Below are 16950 nucleotides of genomic sequence, written 5' to 3'. Positions count from 1 at the left end.
TCCGCCGCCGAACCACATCGAAGACCGAGACAGGGAGCATCGACATGACCGTGGACACCAATCCGTTCGTGGAGACCACCGAACGCGCCGAGCTGCGCGCGGCGGTCGCCGGACTCGCCGCGAAGTACGGACAGGAGTACTTCCGCGAGTGCGCGCGCACCGGCCGCAAGACCGACGAGTTGTGGGCCGAGGCGGGCAAGCTCGGCTTCATCGGGGTCAATCTCCCCGAGGAGTACGGCGGCGGCGGTGCCGGGATGTATGAGCTCGCCATCGTGATGGAGGAGATCGCCGCGTCGGGCACCGGACTGCTGATGCTCGTCGTCTCACCGGCCATCTGCGGCAACGTCATCGCCCGTTTCGGCACCGACGAGCAGAAGCAGCGGTGGCTGCCGGGTCTCGCCGACGGGTCGATCACGATGGCGTTCGGTATCACCGAACCCGATGCCGGCTCCAATTCCCACCAGATCACCACCACGGCCCGTCGGGACGGCTCGGACTGGTTGCTCACCGGCCAGAAGGTCTACATCTCCGGCGTCGACCAGGCGCAGGCCGTGTTGATCGTCGCCCGCACCGAAGACGCGAAGACCGGCAACCTCAAGCCCGCGCTCTTCATCGTCCCCACCGACTCCGAGAACTTCTCGTACACGATGATCGACATGGAACTGCAGAACCCAGAGAAGCAGTTTCAGCTCTTCCTCGACGATGTGCGATTGCCCGCCGACGCGCTCGTCGGCTCCGAGGACGCTGCCCTGAGTCAACTGTTCGCCGGGCTCAATCCGGAACGCATCATGGCCGCGGCGTCGGCCGTCGGGATGGGCCGGTTCGCGCTCGACAAGGCGGTGTCGTACGTGAAGGAGCGCACGGTGTGGAAGACGCCGATCGGTGCGCACCAGGCGATCGCGCACCCGCTCGCCCAGGGCAAGGTCGAGCTCGAGATGGCCAAGCTGATGATGCAGAAGGCAGCGACCCTCTACGACGCCGGCGACGACTGGGGCGCCGCCGAGCCGGCCAACATGGCGAAGTACGCGGCCGCCGAGGCCTGTGTGAAGGTCGTGGACCAGGCCGTGCACTCCCTGGGCGGCAACGGTCTGACCACCGAGTACGGACTGGCGCCGATGCTGAGCCTCGCCCGGATCGCCCGCATCGCCCCGGTGAGCCGGGAGATGATCCTCAACTTCGTCGCGCAGACCAGCCTCGGGCTGCCGAAGTCCTACTGAGGCTCGCGGTGACCACGTCGTCGGCGAACACCCGCTCCCCGCAACAGGAACGCTCGCGGTTGACCCGCGAGCGCCTGTTGCGGTCCACGGTCGACGCGCTGGCCGCGGACGGCTGGGCCGCCGCGACCGTGGCCGCGGTCGCCGAACGTGCCGGCGTGTCCCGCGGTGCGGCGCAACATCACTTCCCGACGCGCGAAGCCCTCATCACCGCGGCACTCGAGCAGGTCTTCGAGGACATGACCCGCGCTGCCGTCGGGGATCCGCACGCATCGCCGGAGGCGGCGGACGAAGTGACCCCGGACCGGGTCATCCGCGCCGTCCAGCGGGCCGTCGACGTCTACACCGGCACCGAATTCAAGGCAGCACTCCAGGTCTGGGCCGCCGCCGCGTCCGACCCGGCGCTGCGGCGGCTCATCCTGCCACTCGAAGCGAAGTTCGCCCGCGCGGCCCATCAGCGGACGATGGCCGCGATGGGGGTGGCCCCGGACGACGAGACCGGTTACCGGCTGGTGCAGGCGACTCTGGACATGGCGCGCGGACTCGGCCTGGCGGACACGCTGTCCGATGACTCCGCCCGGCGTGCGCTGGTCGTCGACACCTGGTCGGCGCAGCTCGTCGCGGCGTTCGGGAGCGCGCCCGCGGACCGGCCGGGCGCGGACTAACCGCGTTCGGCGGCGGGCTGTCCGGGCTCCGGCGCATCGGGTCGCCGACCGCGGTGCCGACCCAGTAGACGCCGAACGACATGAAGGCCATGCCGACGAACACGACGACGAGCGAGATCGTCATCGACAGATAACCCTGCCCGCGCGGATCGATGAACGGGTAGGGATACCAGTCCGCGATCGGCCCGCGGATCAACGTGTAGACGCCGTACACGAGCGGGATCGTGAGCCAGGACAGCCACGCCCGTTCGGGTAGTCGCCGGGCGCGCACCACGATCCAGTCCAGGAGCATGACGAGCGGGATGACGCGATGCAGCACGTCGTTCACCCAGGCGTAGGTGACATCGACGTCGATGCCCTGCAGCAGAAGCGCATAGACGATCCCGGTGATGACCATGCAGGTGGTCGCCGCCCCGCGGCACCACTCCCAGGCCGGGCTTGCCGGGGCCAGCAGTCCGCCGACGAGCAGGATGAGCGCGGCGAAGATGTTGCTCAGCACCGTGAAGTAGCTGAAGAAGTTCGCGAGCGTGAAGCCGGCGTCGCCGGAGCGCAGCACCGCCTGATACACGAGCGCGGTGACGCCCAGGGCGGCAAAGGCGATGCGGAGCAGACGTATCCACCAGGTCACGGTCACATGTGTGATTCAAGCACCTCGTGCGGGCGCGGACCGGAAAGTCCGCCCGGCGACGTGGGTGGCCGGTTCGCCCGAGGGAGACGGCACCTCGGGCGAACCGACCGGGTATTCACTCCGCGTGGATGATGACCCCGCGGATGTTCTTGCCGTCCCGCAGATCCTGGTAGCCCTCGTTGACCTGGTCGAGGGTGTAGGTCTGCGTGACCAGTTCGTCGAGCTTGAGCTGCCCCGCGTCGTACAGGCGCAGCAGTTTGACGATGTCGTACTGCGGATTGGCCGAGCCGAACAGACTGCCCTTGATGGTTTTCTGGTTCAGGGTCAGATCGGTTCCGGAGACCTGCACGGTCAGCTTCGTCGGATCGGCGAGACCGGTGATGACGACCGTCCCGCCCTTGCCCACGACGGCGGTCGCGTTGGCCACGACCTCCGCGTCGACCGTGCCGACGAGGATGAGGGCCTGGTCGGCACCCTGCCCCCAGGTCAGTTCGTTGACCTTCTCCGCGGCCTCGGCGGCGTCGGCGAAGGCATGTGTTGCACCGAATTTGAGCGCCGTGTCGCGCTTGAGCGCGACCGGGTCGACGACCACGACGTATTTGGCCCCGGCCGACACCGCGCCCTGCACCGCGTTGATGCCCAGGCCGCCGATGCCGTAGATCACCACGGTGTCGCCGGCACGCACGCCGCCCGCGTACACCGAGGTGCCCCAGCCCGAGGGCACGCCGCAACCTACGAGCACTGCCTTGTCGAGCGGCAACCACTCGTCGACCTTGACGACCGAGTGCTGCGAGATCGTCGCGCGTTCGGCGAAGGTGCCGAGCATGCACATGGCTCCGAAATCGTCACCGCCACCGTGGAATCGGAATGTGCCATCGGGCATCGATCCCTCGAGGATGGTGGCGCCCATGTCGCAGAGGTTCTGCCGGCCGGTGGAGCAGTAGCGGCAGGTGCCGCAGTTGGGGATGAAGCTGCAGACCACGTGGTCGCCGGGCTTGACCTTGGTGACGCCCGGGCCGACCGCCTCGATGATCCCCGAACCCTCGTGGCCGCCCACGATCGGATAGCGGGGCGGGAGGTCGCCGTCGGTCAGGTGAAGGTCGGAGTGGCACAGGCCGGCCGCGGTGTACTTGATCAGCACCTCGCCTTCGCGGGGCTCGTCGAGGTCGAGTTCGACGATCTCGAACGGCTTTCCGGGTCCGGTGAGGACGGCTGCCTTGGTGGTGAGAGACATGAAATCGTGCTCCTTGGGTGTACTCGAGGGCGGATGAGGGTCAGAGCGAGATGTTGACGGCCTTGGTCTGGGTGTAGAGCTCGATGGCCGACGAGCCGAGTTCGCGCCCCCATCCCGACTGCTTGTAACCGCCGAACGGCATGGCGGTGTCGAAGCCGTTGTACTGGTTCACCCAGACCGAGCCGGCCTTGATCTGTCGAGCTGTCCGGTGCGCCTTGGACAGATCCGTGGTCCAGATGCCTGCTGCGAGACCGTAGATGGAGTCGTTGGCCGCGGCCGCGACCCCGGTGTCGGCATCGAAGGGCATGGCGGCGACGACGGGACCGAAGATCTCCTCCTGCACGATCGAGAAACTCGGATCGACGTCGACGAAGACGGTCGGTTCGATGAAGAATCCCTCGTCGCCCCAACGCTTTCCACCCGTCAGTGCCCGTGCGCCGTCGGCGAGGCCCGCCGCCAGGTATCCCGAGACGCGATCGAACTGCTCTTGGCTGACCAGCGGTCCGAGTTCGGTCGACGGGTCGAGGCCGGGTCCGATCTTGGCCTGCGAGGCCGCCTCCGCGACGGCCGCGGTGAAGTCGTCGAAGATCGGCCGCTCGACGAAGAGACGTGTTCCGGCGACACAGCACTGTCCGTGGTTGAACATCCAGGCCGCGACCGACCCGGCGACCGCCTTCTCGAAGTCGGCGTCGGCGAAGACGATGTTGGGGCTCTTGCCGCCGAGTTCCAGCGACACCTTCTTGAGGTTGCCCTTCGCGGCGTCGACGATCTTCTTGCCGACCTCCGTCGAGCCGGTGAACGCGATCTTGTCGACGTCGTCGTGCGCGGCGAGCGCCGCGCCGGCCTCGCCGTAACCGGTGACGATGTTGACCACGCCCGGTGGGAAGCCGGCCTCTTGGAACACCTCGCCGAGGAGCAGGGCCGTCAGCGGGGTCTGTTCGGCCGGCTTGAGGATGACGGTGTTGCCGGCCGCCAATGCGGGGGCCAGCTTGAACGCGGCCATCAGGAGCGGGAAGTTCCACGGCACGATCAGGCCGCAGACTCCGACCGGCTCGCGCAGGGTGTACGCGTGGAACTCGCCGCCGGGCACGAACGGCATCGAGACGTCGACCGTCGACCCGGTGATCTTGGTGGCGAGGCCCGCGTTGTAGCGGAAGATGTCGGCCGACCAGTTGGTGTCGACCGCGGCGGCGATGGTGGCCGCCTTGCCGTTGTCGAGCGCCTCCAGCTGGCCGAACTCCTCGGCGCGTTCGGTGAGGATGTCGCCGACCCGCCACAGCAGGCGTTCGCGTTCATTCGGCTTCATCCGGGTCCACGGGCCGTCGTCGAAGGCCTGGCGCGCGGCGCGGACCGCGCGATCGATGTCGGCCGCGTCGCCGTGGGCGACCGAGGTGAGCGGACGCGCCGTCGCGGGATCGATGGTCTCGAAGGTGCGGCCCGAGGCCGACCACACCCACTCGCCGCCGATCAGCATCGGACGGTCGGCGGAAATGAAATCGCGAACGCGCTCATGCAGGGCGGTGTCGGGAACGACGGCGGTCATGGGGCCTCCTGGTCGGCGTGGTGCCGGCGGTGATGTGGTCGGTGGAGTGATCTCGGTCATATTCGACCTGACTTATTTCTCTCACCGTTCCGACGTGTCGCCGTGTCCAGAAACTGAACACCTGGGCTGTACAGGGGTCGCGGCGACCGGCCGTCACCGCGTGGCTACCGTGAGACGCCGGACAAGTCAGGGACCTTCGGAGGAGCAGAGTGAACGTGCGCCCAGCGGGCAGGGTCGGCGCCGCCCTGCGTGGCCTCGGCCCGGTGACCGGGGGTATCTCGATCCGTGAGGCCCTCCGGGCGGGAGCAGGGGCCGGGGTGGCGCTCGGACTCGTCGGTCTGGTGCTCGCCGCGTCGGGGGTCGACCTGCGGCTCGGACTCTTCCTGATCGCGCCGTTCGGGGCGACCGCCGTGCTCGTCTTCGCCGCGCCGAACAGTCCGTTGGCGCAGCCGTGGCCCGCGACCGTCGGCAACGCGGTGTCGGCGGTCGTGGGGGTGGCGACCACCCTCACCATCGGCCAGCCCGCGCTTCGGGTGGCGCTCGCGGTCGGTCTGTCCGTGGCCTTGATGATCGGGTGCCACGCGGTCCATCCGCCTGCCGGCGCGGTGGCGATGACAGCCGCGCTCAGTCCGGAGACGATCCAGTCGCTGGGGTTCCGGTTCGTCCTCGCGCCCGTCCTCGCGGGCACACTCCTGCTGGTGGTCCTCGCCGCCGGATACGCCCGGTTGACCGGACGGCGTTACCCGTATCGCCGGTTCGACGCGGCGCCCCCGCCCGCTGCGCGGCTCGGTCTGGACGAGGACGAACTGACCGGCATCCTCGACCGGTACGAGCAGTCGCTCAACCTCGGTGTCGCCGACCTCGCGAGACTGATCGGGGCCGCCGAACTGCAGGCTGCCGGTCATCGCGCGGGCCCGCTCGCCGCGACGGACGTGATGTCCCGAGACCTGGTGACCGTGAACCCCGAGACGCCGCTGCGAGACGTCGCCGTCCTCTTCGACGAGTACGGCTTCACCTCGCTGCCGGTGACGTCGGACGACGGCATGTTCGTCGGTGTGGTGTTCCAGATCCATCTCGTGCGGCGGTTGATGCGTTCGGACGACGTCGAGTTGTGCGCCGCGGACGTGATGTCGGCGGAACCGGCCGTCGCGACCCCGGGCACGCCGGTCGGGGCGCTGTTGCCGCTGCTCGCCGAGAGCGGATGCGACGCGGTCCCGGTGTTGGAGGGGCACACCCTGGTCGGCATCGTGACCCGGACCGACCTCATCGCGGCGCTCGCACGGCAGACGCTGCGGGACCCGGTGCCCCGCACCACGGTGCCGGAGTAGCCGGCGCGCTCAGATGTCCAGTGCGCGCATCCGCGAGTACAGCGTCGTCCGGCTGATGCCGAGATCCCTTGCGGCATGCACCTTGTTGCCCCGGGCACGGTCCAGCGCTTCGACGATCGCGGTGCGCTCGGCCTGCTCTCGGCCGGACAGGTGCGCGGCCCGGCTGGTCGTCCGATAGGCGGGTGGCAGGTCGGCGGGTTCGACGACCCGCGCGGCGCGCGCTCGGCACGTCAGGGCGGCCTGCCGGAGCACCGAGTTGAGCTCGGTGAGGTTGCCCGGCCAGTCGTCGCACAGCAGGGCGTCCGTCGCCAGTCCGGACAGCGTGAGCTCCGGGTCGATGTCTGTCAGTGCGCTGCTCGCGATCGACGCCAGCTCCGAGGTCCGATGACGTAGTGGAGCGAGATCGACCCGTGTGGCGCACCGGGCGAGGAGTGCGGCGACTCCCGGACTCGCCTGGTCGCGCGGCCCGCCGACGACGATCAGCGGCGACTCCGGCGAGCTCGACACCGCCACGCGCCCGAGTAGGGCGACCGACTGCAGGTCGAGGAGGTCGACGCCGTCGATCACCAGGGTCGTGCTCATCGATCGGGCGCGTCCGACGAACGCGGGGATGTCGGGGCGACGACCGCTGATGATCTCGTCGGCGACATCGACGATCACCGGTGGCGAGTCGGTCTCGGCGGCGAGCGCAGCGGCGTGGGTGCTGCGTCCGGTCCCCGGTTCGCCGGTGATCGCGACGCTGGTGCGGGACGGGGCGGTCGGTGGCGCGGACCGCCTCGGCGGCGGCTCGCTGACCGGCCGGAAGCGGAACAGCGCCGCGCCGCAGGCGCCCGGCACGGGTTCGACGGCGACCTCGACCTCGGCGCCCGACACCAGGGTCAGCGGCAGTACTGTCGCGCGCAGTGCGGGATCGGTCGCGACGATCCGCATCGCGCCGATGTCGGTGGGGGAGAGCAGTTCGGCAGCAAGGGCATTCGTGAGCTGGAGGTCGTCGCCGATGGCCGCGACGGCGAGGTCGCGACGCGGTGCGGCGCGCTGGAACGCGTCGAGGACGCATCGCTGGTGCGCTCGCGACCGGTCCAGCAGGCGGTCGGCGATGTCGGCGACGATCCCGTTGACGACCGGGATCGCCAAGGGGTTGATGCGATCGGCGATCTCGGACATGCAGATGATCCCGGCCAGCCTGCGGGTCGCGGGATGGATGATCGGCTGTCCGAAGCAACTGATCGACTTGAACTGGTCCAGGTAGTGCTCGGAGCTGTTCACGACGATCCCGCCCCGGGTCTCCGCCGGGGTACCGAGGGCTGTCGTCCCGACGACGTCCTCGCCGAACGGCACGCCCGGCGAGGCGCCGATCGCGTCGAGACGGCGCTCCACGGTCGTGCCGAACGCCACCCGCGTCACCATCCGGCACTCGTGGTCGACGAGCAGCAGCGAGACATCGGTGTCGGCGAGTCGGGCGGCGGCGTCATCGAGGACCGGGCGGGCGGCGTCGAGCAGCGGGTCGGCGGCAGCGATGTCCTGGACCTGCGTCGGCGTCCGGTCCTCGGGGCGGACCCCGGACAGCTCCGACCGACGCCACGACGACTCGATGACGGGCCGTCGGGGCGACGAATCGGAGGTGCGGTGCAACGTGTCGATACCCACCAACGTGACACACGTCACCGTGGAACGAAAGGCCGGGTCGGCGATCGGCGGTGGCCGGGCCCTGATGGCGGGGTACTACCGTGGTCGCATGCGCGTGGCGACCTGGAACGTGAACTCCGTGAAGCAGCGCATCCCGCGCCTGTTGCCCTGGCTCGACGAGCGCCGACCCGACGTGGTGTGCCTGCAGGAGACCAAACTCTCCGACGCCGCGTTCGACGAGTCACTCGGCACCGATCTCGCCGACCGCGGATACGAGGTCGCGCACGCCGGACAGGGGCAGTGGAACGGGGTGGCGCTGTTGTCGCGGGTCGGACTCGACGACGTCCGGATCGGATTCGACGGCATGCCCGGATACCCCGACCCGTCGACTCTCGAGGCGCGGGCGGTGTCGGCGGTGTGCGGCGGACTGCGGATCCACTCGCTGTACGTGCCGAACGGCCGGACCCCGGACTCGGACCACTACACCTACAAACTCGAGTGGCTCGCGGCGCTGGCCCGTGCCGTGGAGGACCCGGCCACGACACTCCTGTGCGGCGACATGAACATCGCGCCGGCCGACGCCGACCTGTTCGACCCCGCCGCGTATGTGGGACACACCCACGTCACTCCGGCGGAACGGGCCGCGCTGGCCACCTTCGAATCGATGGGCCTGCGCGACGTCGTCCGGGACCGGTGGCCGGGCGAGCGTGTGTTCAGCTACTGGGACTACCGCGCCGGCATGTTCCACAAAGACCTCGGGATGCGCATCGACCTGATCCTCGCCGGAGCGTCCGCTGCCGATCGCGTCGCGGCCGCCTGGATCGACCGGAAAGCACGCAAGGGCAGCAAGCCGAGTGACCACGCGCCGGTCATCGTCGACCTCGACGAGGCTCCGGATGGCGACATCGGACCGGTGGTCCCGCCGCCGTCGAATCCGGCGAAACCCGGTGCGACGAAGGTGAAACTGCCGCAGACGCCGGAATGATGCCCCGCCCGGCGTCCGCGACGCGCCTGCGCCGTCCGGTCATCGCGGCCGCCCGGGCCTATGGGCGCCTGCTCGGCACGGTGCTCTCCGTCGCCCGCCGGCTCGGGGCGGGACGACTCGGCGACGCCCCGGCGGCCACGGCGGGTGTGCTCCTCGCGGTGCACCTGGTGCCGGTGACGATCTGGCTCGGCCCGCTCGGGTTCGTCGTCGTGCTGGGCGCGGGCCTCGTCACGTCGAGCGTCATCCGCCGTCGCGTGCGTCATCGCGGGTTGACCCCGGCCGAGCGAAGCGTGGCCGTGGCGGTCTTCGGGGACGCGGGGTGGCTCGATGACGTCGTCCTCACCGATCTCGCCGGTCGGGGCGGGCGCGCATTCACGGTGCCCGCGGTCGACGGCCGCATCCTCTGCAATCTCGGGTCGCACCTCGACGCGACCCTGGGGCCGGGGACCAGGGCATACCCGGTGCCGGGCCAGCTGCTCATCCACGAACTGGTCCACGCCTGGCAGATCGCCGCTGCCCGTTCGCCTGCCGGGTTCCTCGCCGATGCGCTGGCCGACCAGGCCCGGTACGAACTGGGCGAGGACGTGTACGGCGTGCGCGATGCCGGTGAGAACCACCACATGCCGCGCCGGGGCGAGGTGGAACGGCAGGCGACGATCGTCGACCGGTGGTTCGGCGGCCAGTCCTCGCCGACGCGTCGACCGCGCGACCCCGAGAGCCCGTCCGCACCCGTGATCGAGCAGCTCAGGCGACCCGTGCAGCGCGGATGACGGAATGGTCGCACCCGCAGTTCGCGCCCTCGACGCATGCGGTTTCACGGTGTAGAAGTGAGAGGGGCACGCCGAGCACGAGCGTGACCCGGACCCGATCGCGCACGACCCGTTCACCTGCCGGTTGCGTGCAGGATCCGTTTTTTGACCTGTGTAAACCCGATCGGTAGAGTGGATCGTCGGTGCCCGGCCCATGCTGGGCCAGTCCGCATGCCTGCCCTACGGCTCTCGAGCCGCCGAGCATCTCGGGGTACGGCCGGCAGAGGGGCTGACAGGCGATCCGCTGTCGAGTGTATGACACGCCCGACCTCGGGGTAGCGAAAATGTACTGACCAGCACATACGTGCTGGTGGGGCGAGTTGTGGAAGCCGCGAAAACAGGCCTGCGAGCCACTTCGTGCTTGCCCGGAGCACCAACCACAACCGATGACAAAGAGGAACGAACACCTAGTGCCAACCATCAATCAGCTGGTCCGCAAGGGCCGTCACGACAAGGCTGCCAAGACCAAGACCGCGGCCCTCAAGGGAAGCCCGCAGCGTCGTGGCGTGTGCACCCGCGTCTACACCACCACCCCCAAGAAGCCGAACTCGGCGCTGCGCAAGGTCGCCCGTGTGCGCCTGACCAGCTCGGTCGAGGTCACCGCCTACATCCCCGGCGAAGGCCACAACCTGCAGGAGCACTCGATGGTGCTCGTCCGCGGCGGTCGTGTGAAGGACCTCCCGGGTGTGCGCTACAAGATCATCCGCGGCTCGCTCGACACCCAGGGTGTCAAGGACCGCAAGCAGGCTCGCAGCCGCTACGGCGCCAAGAAGGGGAACTGATAAGTCATGCCACGTAAAGGACCCGCTCCCAAGCGCCCCCTCATCAACGATCCCGTCTACGGTTCGCCGCTGGTCACCCAGCTGGTCAACAAGATCCTGCTGGACGGCAAGAAGTCGACCGCCGAGCGCATCGTCTACGGCGCCCTCGAGCAGGCTCGCGACAAGACCGGCACCGATCCGGTCGTCACCCTCAAGCGCGCTCTCGACAACGTGAAGCCCACCCTCGAGGTGAAGAGCCGCCGCGTCGGTGGTGCCACCTACCAGGTGCCGATCGAGGTCAAGCCGAATCGCGCCAACACCCTCGCGCTCCGCTGGCTCGTCAGCTTCAGCCGTCAGCGTCGTGAGAAGACCATGGTCGAGCGTCTCGCCAACGAGTTGCTGGACGCGTCCAACGGTCTCGGTGCTTCGGTGAAGCGCCGCGAGGACACCCACAAGATGGCCGAGGCCAACCGGGCGTTCGCGCACTACCGCTGGTGACACCAACCGTCCGCGGCGTCGGGGAACACGACGCCGCGGACGGTTCCACCTCAGACCCAACACCTCTAGCGAAAATGCGAGGCGATTAAGTGGCACAGGAAGTGCTCAGCGACCTGAACAAGGTTCGCAACATCGGCATCATGGCCCACATCGATGCCGGCAAGACCACCGCCACCGAGCGAATCCTCTTCTACACCGGTGTGAACTACAAGATCGGTGAAACCCACGACGGTGCCTCGACCACCGACTGGATGGAGCAGGAGAAGGAGCGGGGGATCACCATCACCTCCGCGGCGGTGACGTGTTTCTGGAACAAGAACCAGATCAACATCATCGACACCCCCGGCCACGTCGACTTCACCGTCGAGGTGGAGCGCAGCCTCCGCGTGCTCGACGGCGCGGTCGCCGTGTTCGACGGCAAGGAAGGCGTCGAGCCGCAGTCCGAGCAGGTCTGGCGTCAGGCGGAGAAGTACGACGTCCCGCGTATCTGCTTCGTCAACAAGATGGACAAGCTCGGTGCGGACTTCTTCTTCACCGTGCGCACCATCGAGGAGCGCCTCGGCGCCAAGCCGCTGGTCCTGCAGCTGCCGATCGGCGCCGAGGACAACTTCGACGGCGTCGTCGACCTCATCGAGCAGAAGGCGATCACCTGGCGCGGAACCGTCGAGATCGGCGCTGCGCCGACCATCGAGGAGATCCCCGCCGATCTGGTCGACCAGGCTGCGGAGTGCCGCGAGAAGCTCCTCGAGACGGTCGCCGAGACCGACGAGGCACTGCTCGAGAAGTACTTCGGCGGCGAAGAGCTGACCACCGAGGAGATCAAGGGCGCGATCCGCAAGCTCACGATCGCCCGTGAGTTCTACCCGGTGATCTGTGGCTCGGCGTTCAAGAACAAGGGCGTGCAGCCCATGCTCGACGCGATCATCGACTACCTGCCGTCCCCGCTGGACGTGCCGTCGGTCGAGGGTCACGCCGTGGGCGACGAGGAGGAGATCCTCTCGCGCAAGCCGTCCGCGGACGAGCCGTTTTCGGCTCTCGCGTTCAAGATCGCGGCTCACCCGTTCTTCGGCAAGCTCACCTTCGTGCGCGTGTACTCCGGCAAGATCAACGCCGGCACCCAGGTGCTCAACGCCACCAAGGGCAAGAAGGAGCGCGTCGGCAAGCTCTTCCAGATGCATGCCAACAAGGAGAACCCGGTCGAGGACGCCACCGCGGGCCACATCTACGCGATGATCGGTCTCAAGGACACCACCACCGGTGACACCCTGTGCGATTCGGCGTCGCCGATCGTGCTCGAGTCCATGAGCTTCCCGGACCCGGTCATCAACGTCTCGATCGAGCCGAAGACCAAGTCCGACCAGGAGAAGCTGGGCACCGCGATCCAGAAGCTCGCCGAAGAGGACCCGACCTTCTCGGTCCAGCTCGACGAGGAGACCGGCCAGACCGTCATCGGCGGTATGGGCGAGCTCCACCTCGACATCCTCGTCGACCGCATGAAGCGCGAGTTCAAGGTCGAGGCCAACGTCGGCAAGCCGCAGGTGGCCTACCGCGAGACCATCCGCAAGACGGTCGAGAAGCACGAGTTCACCCACAAGAAGCAGACCGGTGGATCGGGCCAGTTCGCGAAGGTCATCATCAAGCTCGAGCCCCTGGTGGACGCCGAGGACGGTGCGACCTACGAGTTCGCCAACGCCGTCACCGGTGGCCGCGTCCCGCGCGAGTACATCCCGTCGGTGGACGCCGGTGCCCAGGACGCCATGCAGTACGGTGTCCTCGCCGGATACCCGCTGGTGAACCTGAAGGTCACCCTGCTCGACGGTCAGTACCACGACGTCGACTCCTCGGAGATGGCGTTCAAGATCGCCGGCTCGCAGGCCCTGAAGGAAGCTGCGCGGATGGCCGGTCCGGTCATCCTCGAGCCCCTGATGGCCGTCGAGGTCACGACTCCCGAGGACTACATGGGTGACGTGATCGGCGACCTGAACTCCCGCCGTGGCCAGATCCAGGCCATGGAGGAGCGCAGTGGTGCGCGTGTCGTGAAGGCACAGGTGCCGCTGTCGGAGATGTTCGGCTACATCGGAGACCTCCGGTCGAAGACCCAGGGCCGGGCAAACTACTCCATGGTGTTCGATTCGTACGCGGAGGTTCCCGCGAACGTGTCGAAGGAAATCATCGCGAAGGCCACCGGCGAGTAAATCCGGTCCTAGCGACATGCGCCGACCAGTTCTGCGCACCAACGTAAGAAGAAAACCCCTGCTGGGATCCGCCCAGTAGAGCAACAAGTCCAGGAGGACAATCAAGTGGCGAAGGCGAAGTTCGAGCGGACCAAGCCGCACGTGAACATCGGCACCATCGGTCACGTCGACCACGGCAAGACCACGCTGACCGCGGCCATCACCAAGGTGCTGCACGACAAGTACCCGGACCTCAACAAGAGCTTCGCGTTCGATCAGATCGACAAGGCTCCCGAGGAAAAAGCTCGCGGTATCACGATCAACATCTCGCACGTCGAGTACGAGACCGAGAAGCGTCACTACGCCCACGTCGACGCCCCCGGTCACGCCGACTACATCAAGAACATGATCACCGGTGCTGCCCAGATGGACGGCGCGATCCTCGTGGTCGCCGCCACCGACGGCCCGATGCCGCAGACCCGCGAGCACGTGCTGCTGGCCCGCCAGGTCGGTGTGCCCTACATCCTGGTCGCCCTGAACAAGGCCGACATGGTCGACGACGACGAGATCATCGAGCTCGTCGAGATGGAGGTCCGCGAACTGCTGGCCGCCCAGGAGTTCGACGAGGAAGCCCCGGTCGTCAAGGTCTCGGCTCTCAAGGCCCTCGAGGGTGACCCCGAGTGGACCAAGTCGGTCGAAGAGCTCATGGCTGCCGTCGACGAGTCGATCCCGGACCCGGTCCGCGAGACCGAGAAGCCGTTCCTCATGCCCGTCGAGGACGTCTTCACCATCACCGGCCGCGGCACCGTGGTCACCGGTCGTGTGGAGCGCGGCGAGGTCAACGTGAACGAGGAAGTCGAGATCGTCGGCATCCGCGAGAAGAGCACCAAGACCACCGTCACCGGTATCGAGATGTTCCACAAGCTCCTCGATTCGGCACAGGCAGGCGACAACGCCGGTCTGCTGCTCCGCGGCCTCAAGCGTGAGGACGTCGAGCGCGGTCAGGTCATCGTGAAGCCGGGCACCACGACCCCGCACACCGAGTTCGAGGGCCAGGCGTACATCCTGTCCAAGGACGAGGGCGGCCGTCACACCCCGTTCTTCAACAACTACCGTCCGCAGTTCTACTTCCGTACCACGGACGTGACCGGCGTCGTGACCCTCCCCGAGGGCACCGAGATGGTCATGCCGGGCGACAACACCGAGATGAGCGTCAAGCTCATCCAGCCGGTCGCCATGGACGAGGGCCTGCGTTTCGCCATCCGCGAGGGTGGCCGCACCGTCGGTGCGGGTCGAGTCACCAAGATCACCAAGTGATCTCGTTCTGACTCACTGACTCACTGACTCACTGACTCACTGAGTCGAAGGCGCCCGGCCACGAAAGTGGCCGGGCGCCTTTGTCGTTGATCCTGCCGAGGGTCAGACGCCCCAGCCGTAGATCATGTCCATCAGTCCCGTCCCGGCACCACCCAGTTTCGGATTGCTGGTGAGGACGAAGTAGGTGTTGGGCTGGCCGGCATCGACCACGCCGATCGATTGGTCCGCCATGTCCTCGGTGGCGGGCAGCTGACGTTTCAGGACACGAAACAGATCGGGCAGACCGCCGGTGTACTTGACGACGCGGAAGTGCCGGGGGATCTTCGATTTGGTCTTGTTGAGCCTCAAGACGACGTCGGTCTTCGTCCAGTTGTCCAGATGCGTCTCCGGGTTGGGGATCGCCCTCAGGTCGGCCAGCGTGGTGGGATTCACCTGCGCCAGATGAATGTGCAGCTGGTTTTGCGAGCGCGCCGTGGCGGAGTTCACCCCTATCGCAATCGGTCGAGTGGGATTCTTGGCGACCAATTTGCCCGCCTGCAGCCACGCCGCGCTCCACAGGTTCAACTCGGAACCGTTGTACAGATAGGGGCATTCGATGCCCCTGATCCGGTTGGTGGGTAGGAGCAGGAAGTCATCGTTGTGACCTTTGTGGTCACCACCTCGACGGATTGCTTAGTACTTCACGTACTTCGGGTTCGGCTGGTACTGGGGACCCGGCTGAATGACGTCGATGTTGTCGCCGATCTGACCGGGCTTGGTGCCCTTCACCTTTCCCCAGAGAAGCAGGAACTTATCGGTGGCGGGATCGTCGGTGCTCTGGCCGCAGAGTTTTTGGGTCGGCGTCGGTGGTGCGGCCGAGGCGACCCCGCCTCCACTCAGGGCGGAGCTCGCGACGATGGCGGCGGTGACGGCCATCGTCGAGAGGAGCCGGGTGAACCGATGCGAGCGGGTGTCGTCCATGGGGAACCTCTCGGTGGTGAGCCTCGGCGTGCTCATCTGAGCGCAGAGTGTGCCACCGAGACTCTCCGGGTCGTGCCGAAACCGCAGATCAGGCAACTTTGACCCGGGAAAGTGCGGCGAACTACTCGTATCCGGCGCCGACTGCGAACGGTGGCGCTTCCATGTCGTTCCAAGGTGGGACGCCTCGGCCTTCGAACTTCCGTCGCCGCAGGTCCGCGCATAGAGTTCGCGCATGACCATGTTCGGAGAGTCGGGGACCGGGCCACGTGTTCCTGCCCATGTGTGGAGTGCCGTGGGCACTTTCGCGTTTGTCATGCTGTGCGGGATCGTCGGTCCGATCTTCCTCGTCGCCTACTTCGTGATCGATGCACCCGACACGGAGTGGATGCTGTGGACCGGGATCGGCATCACCGTGCTGGATATCGTTCTCGGCGTTGCCATCGCGTGGTTCAACTATCGGGGTGGCGCCAAGCTGGAACGCCTGCGCGCCGCCGGAGTGTTCGGCATCGCCGAGATCACCTCGATCGGTCAGACGAATGTCGAGATCAACGACCAGCCGCTGATGAAGCTCGGGCTCCGGATCCACGCCGAGGGACTCGCTCCGTTCGAGGTGTCGACGAGGAAGGTCGTGCCGCATTACCAGCAGCCGCTGCTTCACGCCCGTCGGTTGGCCGTGATGGTCGATCCCGAGTCCCAGGACTTCGAGATCGACTGGCAGGCAACCGCTTTGCTCGCCGGTTCGGTGCCGGCCAGGTTCACCTCCGAAGAGGACGGCCGGACCTACGATCTCACCGGTCAGGCGGAACCGTTGGGGGAGATCCTGCAGATCCTGGGGCGTCACGGGGTGGCGGGCAGTGGCGTGATCGATCTGCGGTCCAATCCCGCGGCCCGAGCGGAGGTCATGGAGGTCGTGCGCGGCTGGGCGGGAGTCCGGGCGGATTCGGCGAGCTCGTCTCGGATGGACCCCCCGTCGTTCACCAAGGCCGGTGGCGGGTCGGGCCGGGGTGGTGACCCGGGCCGTTCGCCGGCCGAACGGCTCGCGTCGCTGGACGAACTGCGCCGCACCGGCGCGGTCACCGAGGAGGAGTACGCGCGGGCGCGTCAGCGCATCGTCGACGATCTCTGACGCTGCGTGGATCGTCTGTAACAAAATGAATCCTCTGCCACATACGCCACTTGATTCACTCTAGTCACTCTGGTCACCACTC

General features: G+C 67.5%; 15 protein-coding genes and 1 pseudogene. 10 read left to right on the top strand and 6 right to left on the bottom strand.

The window, feature by feature from the left end; all coding sequences use genetic code 11:
- The first annotated feature begins 44 nt into the window (after window positions 1–44).
- Both B1818_RS14700 and B1818_RS14695 read left to right on the top strand, forming a co-directional pair.
- Window positions 45–1217 carry an acyl-CoA dehydrogenase family protein gene (locus B1818_RS14700; protein WP_010840516.1) on the top strand — a complete coding sequence of 391 codons (1173 nt, stop codon included), beginning with the start codon at window positions 45–47 and terminating at the stop codon, window positions 1215–1217.
- Between the two features lie 8 nt (window positions 1218–1225).
- The gene (locus B1818_RS14695) at window positions 1226–1879 is read left to right on the top strand and encodes a TetR/AcrR family transcriptional regulator (RefSeq protein WP_065629675.1); all 654 of its coding nucleotides are present in this window, start codon (window positions 1226–1228) and stop codon (window positions 1877–1879) included.
- A gap of 52 nt (window positions 1880–1931) precedes the next feature.
- On the opposite strand, the pseudogene B1818_RS14690 reads toward B1818_RS14695, so the two are convergent.
- From B1818_RS14690 to B1818_RS14680, 3 genes and pseudogenes are all read right to left on the bottom strand, one after another.
- Window positions 1932–2513 (bottom strand): annotated as a pseudogene (locus B1818_RS14690) (Pr6Pr family membrane protein); the annotation flags it as partial.
- 109 nt (window positions 2514–2622) lie between these two features.
- Complete coding sequence (locus B1818_RS14685) at window positions 2623–3741, bottom strand: NDMA-dependent alcohol dehydrogenase (protein ID WP_058252381.1); 1119 nt, start codon at window positions 3739–3741, stop codon at window positions 2623–2625.
- Window positions 3742–3781: 40 nt separating this feature from the next.
- A complete protein-coding gene (locus B1818_RS14680; RefSeq protein WP_065629673.1) occupies window positions 3782–5284 on the bottom strand; it encodes an aldehyde dehydrogenase family protein in 1503 nt (500 codons plus the stop codon).
- A gap of 209 nt (window positions 5285–5493) precedes the next feature.
- Between B1818_RS14680 and B1818_RS14675 the strand changes: the two genes are divergently transcribed.
- Window positions 5494–6612 carry an HPP family protein gene (locus tag B1818_RS14675; RefSeq protein WP_078113128.1) on the top strand — a complete coding sequence of 373 codons (1119 nt, stop codon included), beginning with the start codon at window positions 5494–5496 and terminating at the stop codon, window positions 6610–6612.
- A gap of 9 nt (window positions 6613–6621) precedes the next feature.
- On the opposite strand, the gene B1818_RS14670 is transcribed toward B1818_RS14675, so the two are convergent.
- The gene (locus B1818_RS14670; RefSeq protein ID WP_139363025.1) at window positions 6622–8259 is read right to left on the bottom strand and encodes a sigma-54-dependent Fis family transcriptional regulator; all 1638 of its coding nucleotides are present in this window, start codon (window positions 8257–8259) and stop codon (window positions 6622–6624) included.
- A gap of 88 nt (window positions 8260–8347) precedes the next feature.
- On the opposite strand from B1818_RS14670, the gene B1818_RS14665 reads away from it, so the two are divergent.
- From B1818_RS14665 to tuf, 6 genes are all read left to right on the top strand, one after another.
- Window positions 8348–9223: an exodeoxyribonuclease III gene (locus B1818_RS14665; protein ID WP_078113148.1), complete on the top strand. Its 876-nt coding sequence runs from the start codon at window positions 8348–8350 to the stop codon at window positions 9221–9223.
- Complete coding sequence (locus tag B1818_RS14660) at window positions 9220–9993, top strand: hypothetical protein (RefSeq protein ID WP_242697051.1); 774 nt, start codon at window positions 9220–9222, stop codon at window positions 9991–9993. The genes B1818_RS14665 and B1818_RS14660 overlap by 4 nt, the downstream gene beginning before the upstream one ends.
- Window positions 9994–10442: 449 nt before the next feature.
- A complete protein-coding gene (gene rpsL / locus B1818_RS14655; protein ID WP_004020596.1) occupies window positions 10443–10814 on the top strand; it encodes a 30S ribosomal protein S12 in 372 nt (123 codons plus the stop codon).
- 6 nt (window positions 10815–10820) lie between these two features.
- Window positions 10821–11291 carry a 30S ribosomal protein S7 gene (rpsG, locus tag B1818_RS14650; protein WP_004020595.1) on the top strand — a complete coding sequence of 157 codons (471 nt, stop codon included), beginning with the start codon at window positions 10821–10823 and terminating at the stop codon, window positions 11289–11291.
- Window positions 11292–11380: 89 nt separating this feature from the next.
- On the top strand, window positions 11381–13486 hold the full coding sequence (gene fusA, locus B1818_RS14645) for an elongation factor G (protein WP_078113127.1): 2106 nt from the start codon (window positions 11381–11383) through the stop codon (window positions 13484–13486).
- Between the two features lie 105 nt (window positions 13487–13591).
- Window positions 13592–14782: an elongation factor Tu gene (gene tuf / locus B1818_RS14640; RefSeq protein WP_004020593.1), complete on the top strand. Its 1191-nt coding sequence runs from the start codon at window positions 13592–13594 to the stop codon at window positions 14780–14782.
- A gap of 102 nt (window positions 14783–14884) precedes the next feature.
- Here the strand turns inward: tuf and B1818_RS24455 are convergent, their stop codons facing one another.
- Window positions 14885–15409, bottom strand: a complete 525-nt coding sequence (locus B1818_RS24455) for a CDP-diacylglycerol diphosphatase (RefSeq protein WP_323055852.1) — start codon at window positions 15407–15409, stop codon at window positions 14885–14887.
- Window positions 15410–15454: 45 nt separating this feature from the next.
- Complete coding sequence (locus tag B1818_RS24450; protein WP_242697052.1) at window positions 15455–15778, bottom strand: hypothetical protein; 324 nt, start codon at window positions 15776–15778, stop codon at window positions 15455–15457.
- 196 nt (window positions 15779–15974) lie between these two features.
- Between B1818_RS24450 and B1818_RS14630 the strand changes: the two genes are divergently transcribed.
- The gene (locus tag B1818_RS14630) at window positions 15975–16868 is read left to right on the top strand and encodes an SHOCT domain-containing protein (RefSeq protein ID WP_231742459.1); all 894 of its coding nucleotides are present in this window, start codon (window positions 15975–15977) and stop codon (window positions 16866–16868) included.
- The last annotated feature ends 82 nt before the right edge of the window (window positions 16869–16950 follow it).

The sequence above is a fragment of the Gordonia sp. IITR100 genome (genome assembly GCF_002009645.1).
In the GTDB taxonomy this organism is placed as follows: Bacteria; Actinomycetota; Actinomycetes; order Mycobacteriales; family Mycobacteriaceae; genus Gordonia; species Gordonia hongkongensis.
This window is presented reverse-complemented; position numbering and strand designations above follow the sequence as displayed.

What these genes read in the sequence shown, in the direction of transcription:
- B1818_RS14700 (WP_010840516.1), top strand. Translation starts at nt 45, where the DNA reads ATGACCGTGGACACCAATCCGTTCGTGGAGACCACCGAACGCGCCGAG.
- B1818_RS14685 (WP_058252381.1), bottom strand. Translation starts at nt 3,741, where the DNA reads ATGTCTCTCACCACCAAGGCAGCCGTCCTCACCGGACCCGGAAAGCCG.
- B1818_RS14680 (WP_065629673.1), bottom strand. Translation starts at nt 5,284, where the DNA reads ATGACCGCCGTCGTTCCCGACACCGCCCTGCATGAGCGCGTTCGCGAT.
- B1818_RS14665 (WP_078113148.1), top strand. Translation starts at nt 8,348, where the DNA reads ATGCGCGTGGCGACCTGGAACGTGAACTCCGTGAAGCAGCGCATCCCG.
- B1818_RS14660 (WP_242697051.1), top strand. Translation starts at nt 9,220, where the DNA reads ATGATGCCCCGCCCGGCGTCCGCGACGCGCCTGCGCCGTCCGGTCATC.
- rpsG (WP_004020595.1), top strand. Translation starts at nt 10,821, where the DNA reads ATGCCACGTAAAGGACCCGCTCCCAAGCGCCCCCTCATCAACGATCCC.
- B1818_RS24450 (WP_242697052.1), bottom strand. Translation starts at nt 15,778, where the DNA reads ATGAGCACGCCGAGGCTCACCACCGAGAGGTTCCCCATGGACGACACC.
- B1818_RS14630 (WP_231742459.1), top strand. Translation starts at nt 15,975, where the DNA reads ATGACCATGTTCGGAGAGTCGGGGACCGGGCCACGTGTTCCTGCCCAT.